Genomic DNA, 7,847 nt, shown 5'->3' with positions numbered 1-7,847 from the left:
TCGTACTTGTTACCGGTCTCTCGATAGAGGAGCCATCATTTAATCGAACTACCAGATAGAAGAACTTTAGTTGCAGCTAAAGTCTGGGTCTCACCTTACCCGATTGGAGTGCTTATTATCCATACAAGGTGTTTAAGGCGGATTCACAACGCTTGGCGGTTTTGGTTCAAGTTGGCTTAAGTGTTTAGGGTGCAATGGTTAAGTTTGGTGGTTGGCGTTGTTCACCACTTAACGCGCTTATGTACTTGGTAGGTAAGAAAATAGTATGGAAAATCTAGAAACAATAACGATAGGGGTTTTTGTTGGTGTACTAACAGCTTTGTTGTTGTCATTAATAAAACAGTTCTGGGTAAATGTAGTCGTACCATTTTGGCAAAAAATGCGCTATCAAGGGGCTGATGTTTCAGGTTCTTGGGTTGCAGAGTACAAAGATGATGATAATGGTGCTGAAACAAAAATGTCATTAGTTCTACAGCAAAACGCTCACAGTATTAGTGGTTCTATGCACTTTAGTAGCAGAAGCGGTGATATGGTTGAAAATATAGATTTTGATATAAAGGGCAGTTACTGGGAAAATTACTTAACGCTTAATACACAGAGTAAGGATAAAAAAATCTTTTCAGGTGGGGCTATGTATCTAAAATCAATAAGAAATGGTTTTGAACTTGACGGTTATTTTTCATTTCGCAATGCAGGTACTGATAGTGTTACTAGTCCTCAAATAAAATTCGAACGTACATAACAAATGCATCAACACGATTTACTACACTCGGTATTTCAGGTTGTCGGGTATTTCTCGTTTTAAGATGTCAATTTTAAGTATAATTGTATAGCAGTAAACGTGTTATGCAGGCGTTATGTATATGGTTTGAGGTATGGTGGATGAAAGAAGATATTTTAGAACAGTTAGTCGATGATTACTTGCAGCATAAAGGTTACTTTACCCGTCATAATATCAAATTTAAGCCTCGTTTAGATCACCCTGATTATGTCAAAAACCTAGACTCAAATCATAGCGATATAGATGTATTGGCTATAAATCCTTTAGCATCTGGCCCTGAAAAGGTTATTGCGGTTAGTTGTAAGAGCTGGCAAAAAGGGTTTAACCCTCAACAGAAAATCACGCAGATTGAAGAGAATAAAACAGTCAGTGGGAGGGCTGCTTGGAAGGGATTTAGAGAGCTTACGGAGCCCAAGTGGAGTGAAGCGTTTAAGAAAGCTGTCTATGACATTACAGGTTCGAAACAATTCACCTATGTTACAGCAGTTACTCTTTTAAAGGGTGATCGAACTGTGTGGGAACAGTATCCTAAATTTTTGAACTCTATTGGAGGCCCAATTAAAGTTTTAACTTTTTCCGACATTCTTGAAGAGTTGTATCCAAGCTTAGGTACCACGATGGCTTCATCTGAAATTGGTAGGCTATTACAGCTCGTCAAAGCTTCAGGTTGGAACCCCAATACATAACAAGAGACTATGGCGTTAATAGTTACTTTTTGGCGCTATTCTTATCCCACATAACCCCGTCCCTTAGCATCTAATTCAAGATCACCTGATACTTTTTCTAACTCTGAGAAAGTTGTATTGGGTAATTCCCCTAGGTAACTTATGTCCGGACTTGAGCTAGTCGACATAGATTGATCAAAATGTGCCCCAGCATTTGTTTTGAGTATAAAACCTTCCCCTGACTGACTTAATCAAGTCTGTTATTTATCCATTAGTCTAGTCATTGTTGTGATTTCTTTATGGAACCACACTGCTTCTTTTTGAAGGTTATTTGCTCATTGTTTAAATGAATTATTTATAAATAAATCGATAAGTCTTATCTAGAGTTTCTAATACTAGCCCTAACACGCTACGACTAATGTCTAACTATCAACGTCTGTTTGTTCTTTTAAGGTTGGTATAGAGTATTACTGACTGAATTATAAAGATTATTTTTAGTTAGATAACGGTGTTTTATATCTATTGAACAGAGGGTTAGATAATAAGAATGCCTCAGCACTTTGTTGTTAGATACTCGCTTAAGAATGGGTTTTCTAAAGTCTTTAATAATGCTTGTGACCTATAAATAATTCGAATATGCCGAGTTGGTTTTTATGGGAAATATATAGATGACCGCTGCATTAAAACATCGTGCCGCGACTAAATAACGTTTGTTGGAACAACACACCTTAGAGTGTGAATGAAAGGAATCAAAATGAGCAGTACTTTAGAGTCCGTACATATACGAACAGATAAGCCTCAAGCCAATGAGGATGAACTCACCTATGAACAACAACACAAACCAAGCTCTGAGTTTGAATCGCGCGAACAGTATCTAGAGCACGAATTACAAATCATGGCGCCGAAGCGATGGCGTCCAAATTTACCGTTTAAAGATTATCGATTTGAGATAGAAGACACTATCCCAGCGATGGCTGCAACCATTGGTAAGGTGGTTATGGTTGGCGCTATTGCAGCAACGTTTGCAGGGGCTCTCGGGCTAAATGAAGGCTTTATTCTAGAAAATGTTCGTTATGAATTACTCATTGCCTCGGTGTTCATTATTCTTTTCTCTGGTTTTCTATTGCCGACGGCTAACCTGGCAGGTACACATGGCCCTCTCATCCCATTAATTCCTATCGTTGTAGCTGCTGGTGGTCACCCGATGGCCTTTGGTTTACTGATCGGTGCCTTTGGCTTGCTCTTAGCCATCAGTAAAGGTGGCAGTATGTTGGCAAACCTTACCAGCAAAGGCGTGTGTGGAGGATTGCTGCTTTACCTTGGTTTTGTCGGAACCGTCTCTCAAGTTAAGAAGCTATTTGCTTGGGCAGAGGGAATCGGTATGAGCCACATCGCTTTTGTCGTGATTTTTTGCACCATTATTTTGTATGCGTTACTGGAGCATTTTCGCAAGCGTTGGTTAGCCGTCCCGCTTAGTTGCTTGCTAGGTGGTACGTTAGCTTTTGCCATGGGCGCACCGTTTTCTTTTCAAACCGAACCTGGTTTACCCAATATGAACCCTATGTATTGGTGGGGTGAAAATACAGGCTGGATGCTTGGTTTACCTACGATTGAACACTTTATGGTGGTATTACCGTTTGCGATTTTAGCGGTGGCGATGTGGTCGCCAGACTTCTTAGGGCATCAAGTATTCCAAAAAATCAGCTATCCAGAGCGTACTGAAAAAGTACACATGAATATTGATGACACTATGACCACAGCTTCAATTCGTCAAACGTTCGGTTCTTTGCTAGGTGGTACTAACTTTACTTCTTCTTGGGGGACTTACATCGTGCCGGCGGCGATTGCTAAGCGTCCTATTCCTGCTGGTGCTTTGCTGACGGCTCTATTCTGTATCATAGCTGCTGTTTGGGGCTACCCAATGGATTTAGCTATCTGGCAACCTGTGCTTTGTGTTGCACTTATTGTTGGGGTATTCGTGCCTTTGCTGGAAGCTGGAATGGAGATGACACGTGAAGGGAAGACCACTCAGTCGGCTGCGATTGTCGTATTTTCTTCTGCTCTCGTTAACCCAGCATTTGGTTGGTCGCTAACCATGCTGTTAGACAACTTAGGCTTAGTTGGTTGTAAAGAGCGTAGTGGCGAGCTGAGTAAAATGAGCCGTTGGGTGCTGCCTGGCATTATGTTCATTGTACTAACAAGTGTGATGGCGTTGGTTGGCCTCCTACCTGGCATACCCGCGATTATCCCAAGTTTTCGTTAAACTCTGAATGAGAGTTCTATGAATGCTTAACCCTTTCTGCCACCTGGACTAATGATGTCGTGAGGTGGCATTTTCTTGGCCAGCCTATAAGTATGTTCACCAACTAGACATAAAAAAGGCTGCACTTACCGAAGATGAGTAAAGTGCAGCAAAGGTTAAGAAGAAAAGCAGAAAGTTAAGCTACCTGCCGCCATATAATTTAGGTTGTATGGCGGCAGATACATTTGGTGTAACAAGTTAAACAATAATACTTGCTAAAACTGATTGGCTTGTGAGGCTAGGCGAATGAACGCATTAGTTTCACCGTATTTGCTGTAATCTCCCACACGCTGAACCACTTCGAAGAACAAACCGTTAATCTCCTTCGTGTAGAAGTGGAAGAAGCTGCCAGTTTCATCTTCTGTGTACAGAATGTTGTTGTCGCTTAGGCGTTGAATCAACTCGTCAGGTAAATCAAACTGCGCTTGAATGTCTAAGTAGTAGTTGTTCGGGATCTTCAGTTGATAGATAGGTGATAGGTCCTGAACCGCTAGGAAGATGTCTTTACACTCCATTGCGATTTGGTTGATGCTCGCGCCATTTGAATCGTTTAAGAAGCGCTGTGCCGAGGTTTGTTTGGCACTTGTGCTGTTCAATGCAATCTTGATCTTGTTGTTAGCGCTTTTGATGGTACGGCTAGTGATTAAACCGTTCACATCGGGTAGGTCAAAGCTCTCTTCTGGGACAAACCCGAAGATTGATTTGTAGAAGAATAGGTTAGACAGTAAGGCGTCAGGTGCTACCACTTGACCCATGTGGTCGATGCGAGTGAAGTTGTCATTCATTGGTATTTGGTCTGCGACTGGCTCAAAATCCACTTCGTAAAATTTAGACGCTTCGTTCTCTTCTAAAAGATGAATCAGTAAGTTACCAGAGCTTTTCAGAGTAGGGATGTCTAACTCATTCTCTTGGCGCGTCTGATGGATGGTTGGGCTGTTGTAACGGCTCGCCAGTTCCACAAGGCGGCTCGAATCTTCAGTAATCACACCCAGCGCGCATACTGATTCACCATGGCCTTCACGGTAAGTTTGCGCGTTGGAGTTTTTCTCGTAGTTGAAGATGAAGTTGATATCACCGCGTTGGTATAAATCGACATTTTTGCTCTTATGGCAGTGCGTTTTTCTGAAACCAAGAGACTCAATTACGTCTGAGAAAGGGTTGTTCTCACGTTCTTTAACTGCGAATTCAATAAAGCTAAGGTCATTGATCTTAGGGGCGTTGAAGTGTTCGTTTGTTTGGTCTTCTAGCCATTTTAGTGAACGGACACCATCGATTGCTTTTTCAATTGGAGATGACGATCGGAACTCATCGTTAAAGACTTCATGCGATAGGTAATCGTTGTAGCCTTTGTCTTTCAGCGTTTGGACGAAATCGATAACTGGGAAGTCGCCTTGGCCTGGGAAGCAGCGATAATGGCGGCTGTATTGAAGAATATCCATCTGCATTTTTGGCGCATCAGCAACTTGGACCAAAGCGATCTTATCGACAGGGATATCATTTTTAAGCGTATCTAAAGTGTTACCGCGAGCGAACATATGGAACGTATCCAGCACAACACCAAGGTTAGGGTGGTCTACCGTTTTTACTAGGTTCCAAGCATCATCATAATCGGCAATGTGGCGGCCCCATGCGAGCGCCTCATAGCCTAATTGCATGTCTTCTCGCTTTGCTAGTTCAGCGAGCGCATATAAGTCTTCAGCGCACTGCCCAACGTTAGGAGAAGATTGCGGATGAACATTACTACACATCATTAAGCGGCTAGTACCAAGCTGATGGGCAAGGTCCATTTTACGCTCAAGCATGTTGTACTTTTTTTGGCGCAGGTGAGCTGGCATGCCTTCCATATCACGAAAAGGCTGCAGCACAAGGATCTCTAGGCCAAGGCTATCAGCAATACGTTTAACGTCAGAAGCGGAACCACGGTATTGTGTGAGATCATTCTCGAAGATCTCAATGGCTTGAAAGCCCGCTTTCGCAGCAGCGTGCATTTTTTGTTCTAGCGTGCCAGACAAGCACACAGTAGCGATTGAATATTTCATAGTGGCTCCTTACTTAAGCTGCGGTGTCACGTCTTGAACAGGGACGTATTGCTCGGTTTCACAAGCTTTGATGATGGCGTCGATAACCAGTAGGTTCTGTAAACCATCCCAAATGCTGACTCTCGGCGTTTGTTCTTCTCCGCGAATCAACGCACAGAAGTGTTCTAGTTGGCGTTTTAGAGGGTCTTCGCGGTGAATCTCTTCTTTACGTTCTAGCATCTCGTTCCACCAAGAAGGTGTCACATCTTTCGCGAATGACTTTACCTGCATCGTTGGGACAGAAAGGCAGCCATTGGTGCCTGCTACGTGATAGCAATCTTCGGTTTCGTATGTCGCGTAAGATTTGTTTTCTTGAGACGTTTGCTCCCAGCTTCTTGGGCTTGCAGAAGCATCGGATAGAAGGAAAGAGCCAAGCGTGCCGTTTTCAAAGCGCAGTGAAATGACCGTAGTGTCTTCTACTTCAAACTCACGAGCACTACTTGAACTCATCGCTTGAACACCAACAATATCGCCGACAAGGTGGCGTAAGTTGCCAATCTCATGAATCATATTGATAAGAATTGGGCCGCCGCCTTTTACTTTTCGCCAATCACCCTCATCGAAGTAGTAATCCGGTTTGTAGAATGCAGCGCTACCCATAATCGAAACCAGTTTACCGAGCTCACCACTGTCGATGATGTTCTTAGCCGTTTCTAATAGAGGGCTATAAGCACGGTGATGGCCGACCAGAATTTTACTGTTCTCATGTTTCGCGTGTTTCAGTAACTCAATCGCATCTTCAATCGAATCCGTGACAGGTTTCTCGATGATTGCTGCGACACCCGAGGTGATACATTCGTGCGCTTGTAGAGCGTGTAATTTGTTCGGTGTCGCTAGGATCACGCCGTCTGGCTTAGCTTCAGAAAACAGGTTATCTAAACTCTCATAAACGGGCACTTGGTATTCATCGGCGATCGCTTTCGCTGCTGGAAACGGGTCAACGATAGCCGCCAGCTCGCACTGTTCATTTTCTACAATGAGTTTGATGTGTGTTTTTCCGATTAAGCCTGCTCCAGCAACAGCAATTTTAACTTTTTCCATGTTTAAGACCTTATGAGTGAGCGTTCTAACTATTCTTATTTGAGTTATGAGTTATGAGTTATGAGTGAAACAACGACGGACAGAGTGAATCCCGATGTCACCGTTGCGATAATCAATGTGTTTGCACAGAAGTTTTGTTGCTTATAAATCCCCCCAAGAATGGGGTAGATAGATAGCATTGGTGATGCACAGAAGATAAGTAGCACGTATTTTAAATCGCCTTCTACTGGCCAAATCCATAGCAATCCGAGCGCAACAATAGGGAAACAAATCAACTTGATGCAGGTAACCAGTGCAATGCGTGACTTTTGGTTGAGCACCAGTGATTGACCTAAAATGCCCCCAATCGCAAATAGCGCTAACGCGACCGATGTTTTTGCAAGAATGCCTACACTTTCTTCAATCACGAATGGCATTTGAATCCCCAATAGATTGATGCTCAGCGCTAACGTGATAGAGACAATAATTGGGTTCTTTCTTAGTCGGTTTCCTATCTCGATGAGCTGTTCTTTTAGTGAAGAATCGGTTTCATTGGAGAATTCCAATAACACTAAGCACACAGGAATAAATAGAAGGTTCTCTATTAATACACTCATCAAAAACGCTTCTGCATACTGACCATCAAAGATCGATAGTACGATAGGGAAGCCGATAAAAGCGCTGTTTGGCATCCCGCTGCCAAGCGCATTAATAAAGCAATCTTGCCACTTGAGCTTCATCACTGTGCGGCTGTAGAGCACCGCGATCGCCATGCACGTCAGCCCACCGAATGCATAGATCAACATATAGTTTTTGTTGATCGCTTCGTTCAAGTTGAGCTGAGTAACACTGCCAAAAATGACTGCAGGAAGTGATACGTACAGTACGAATTTGCTTACGTCTCCAATGAAATGACCAGAAAAAAAGCCATTTTTAGTCGTGACAAAGCCTGCCGCGACAATCAGTATCAGCGGCAGTAATATTTCATATACAGACATAGT

Annotated in this window: 6 protein-coding genes; 3 read left to right on the top strand and 3 right to left on the bottom strand. The window is 42.9% G+C overall.

What is annotated here, in order from left to right; all coding sequences use genetic code 11:
• The first annotated feature begins 265 nt into the window (after positions 1-265).
• From ELZ11_RS22000 to ELZ11_RS21990, 3 genes are all read left to right on the top strand, one after another.
• Entirely contained in the window at positions 266-742 is a 477-nt protein-coding gene (locus ELZ11_RS22000) for a hypothetical protein (RefSeq protein ID WP_137359533.1), read from the top strand.
• A 140-nt stretch (positions 743-882) separates the two neighbouring features.
• Complete coding sequence (locus ELZ11_RS21995; RefSeq protein WP_137359532.1) at positions 883-1,467, top strand: hypothetical protein; 585 nt, start codon at positions 883-885, stop codon at positions 1,465-1,467.
• Positions 1,468-2,200: 733 nt separating this feature from the next.
• A complete protein-coding gene (locus tag ELZ11_RS21990; RefSeq protein WP_137359531.1) occupies positions 2,201-3,709 on the top strand; it encodes a DUF3360 domain-containing protein in 1,509 nt (502 codons plus the stop codon).
• Positions 3,710-3,963: 254 nt separating this feature from the next.
• On the opposite strand, the gene ELZ11_RS21985 is transcribed toward ELZ11_RS21990, so the two are convergent.
• Genes ELZ11_RS21985 through ELZ11_RS21975 form a run of 3 tightly spaced genes read right to left on the bottom strand, consistent with a single transcriptional unit; the run spans position 3,964 to position 7,844 of the window.
• Positions 3,964-5,787: a bifunctional sugar phosphate isomerase/epimerase/4-hydroxyphenylpyruvate dioxygenase family protein gene (locus ELZ11_RS21985; RefSeq protein WP_137359530.1), complete on the bottom strand. Its 1,824-nt coding sequence runs from the start codon at positions 5,785-5,787 to the stop codon at positions 3,964-3,966.
• A 9-nt stretch (positions 5,788-5,796) separates the two neighbouring features.
• Positions 5,797-6,867, bottom strand: a complete 1,071-nt coding sequence (locus ELZ11_RS21980) for a Gfo/Idh/MocA family protein (protein ID WP_137359529.1) — start codon at positions 6,865-6,867, stop codon at positions 5,797-5,799.
• 44 nt (positions 6,868-6,911) lie between these two features.
• The gene (locus ELZ11_RS21975) at positions 6,912-7,844 is read right to left on the bottom strand and encodes an AEC family transporter (RefSeq protein ID WP_137359528.1); all 933 of its coding nucleotides are present in this window, start codon (positions 7,842-7,844) and stop codon (positions 6,912-6,914) included.
• Positions 7,845-7,847 lie beyond the last annotated feature (3 nt).

The sequence above is a fragment of the Vibrio profundi genome, assembly GCF_005281835.1.
Classification (GTDB): domain Bacteria; phylum Pseudomonadota; class Gammaproteobacteria; order Enterobacterales; family Vibrionaceae; genus Vibrio; species Vibrio profundi.
This window is presented reverse-complemented; position numbering and strand designations above follow the sequence as displayed.

Excerpts from the sequence above, each read along its gene's own strand:
- ELZ11_RS22000 (WP_137359533.1), top strand. The coding sequence starts at position 266 with ATGGAAAATCTAGAAACAATAACGATAGGGGTTTTTGTTGGTGTACTA.
- ELZ11_RS21995 (WP_137359532.1), top strand. The coding sequence starts at position 883 with ATGAAAGAAGATATTTTAGAACAGTTAGTCGATGATTACTTGCAGCAT.
- ELZ11_RS21990 (WP_137359531.1), top strand. The coding sequence starts at position 2,201 with ATGAGCAGTACTTTAGAGTCCGTACATATACGAACAGATAAGCCTCAA.
- ELZ11_RS21985 (WP_137359530.1), bottom strand. The coding sequence starts at position 5,787 with ATGAAATATTCAATCGCTACTGTGTGCTTGTCTGGCACGCTAGAACAA.
- ELZ11_RS21980 (WP_137359529.1), bottom strand. The coding sequence starts at position 6,867 with ATGGAAAAAGTTAAAATTGCTGTTGCTGGAGCAGGCTTAATCGGAAAA.
- ELZ11_RS21975 (WP_137359528.1), bottom strand. The coding sequence starts at position 7,844 with ATGTCTGTATATGAAATATTACTGCCGCTGATACTGATTGTCGCGGCA.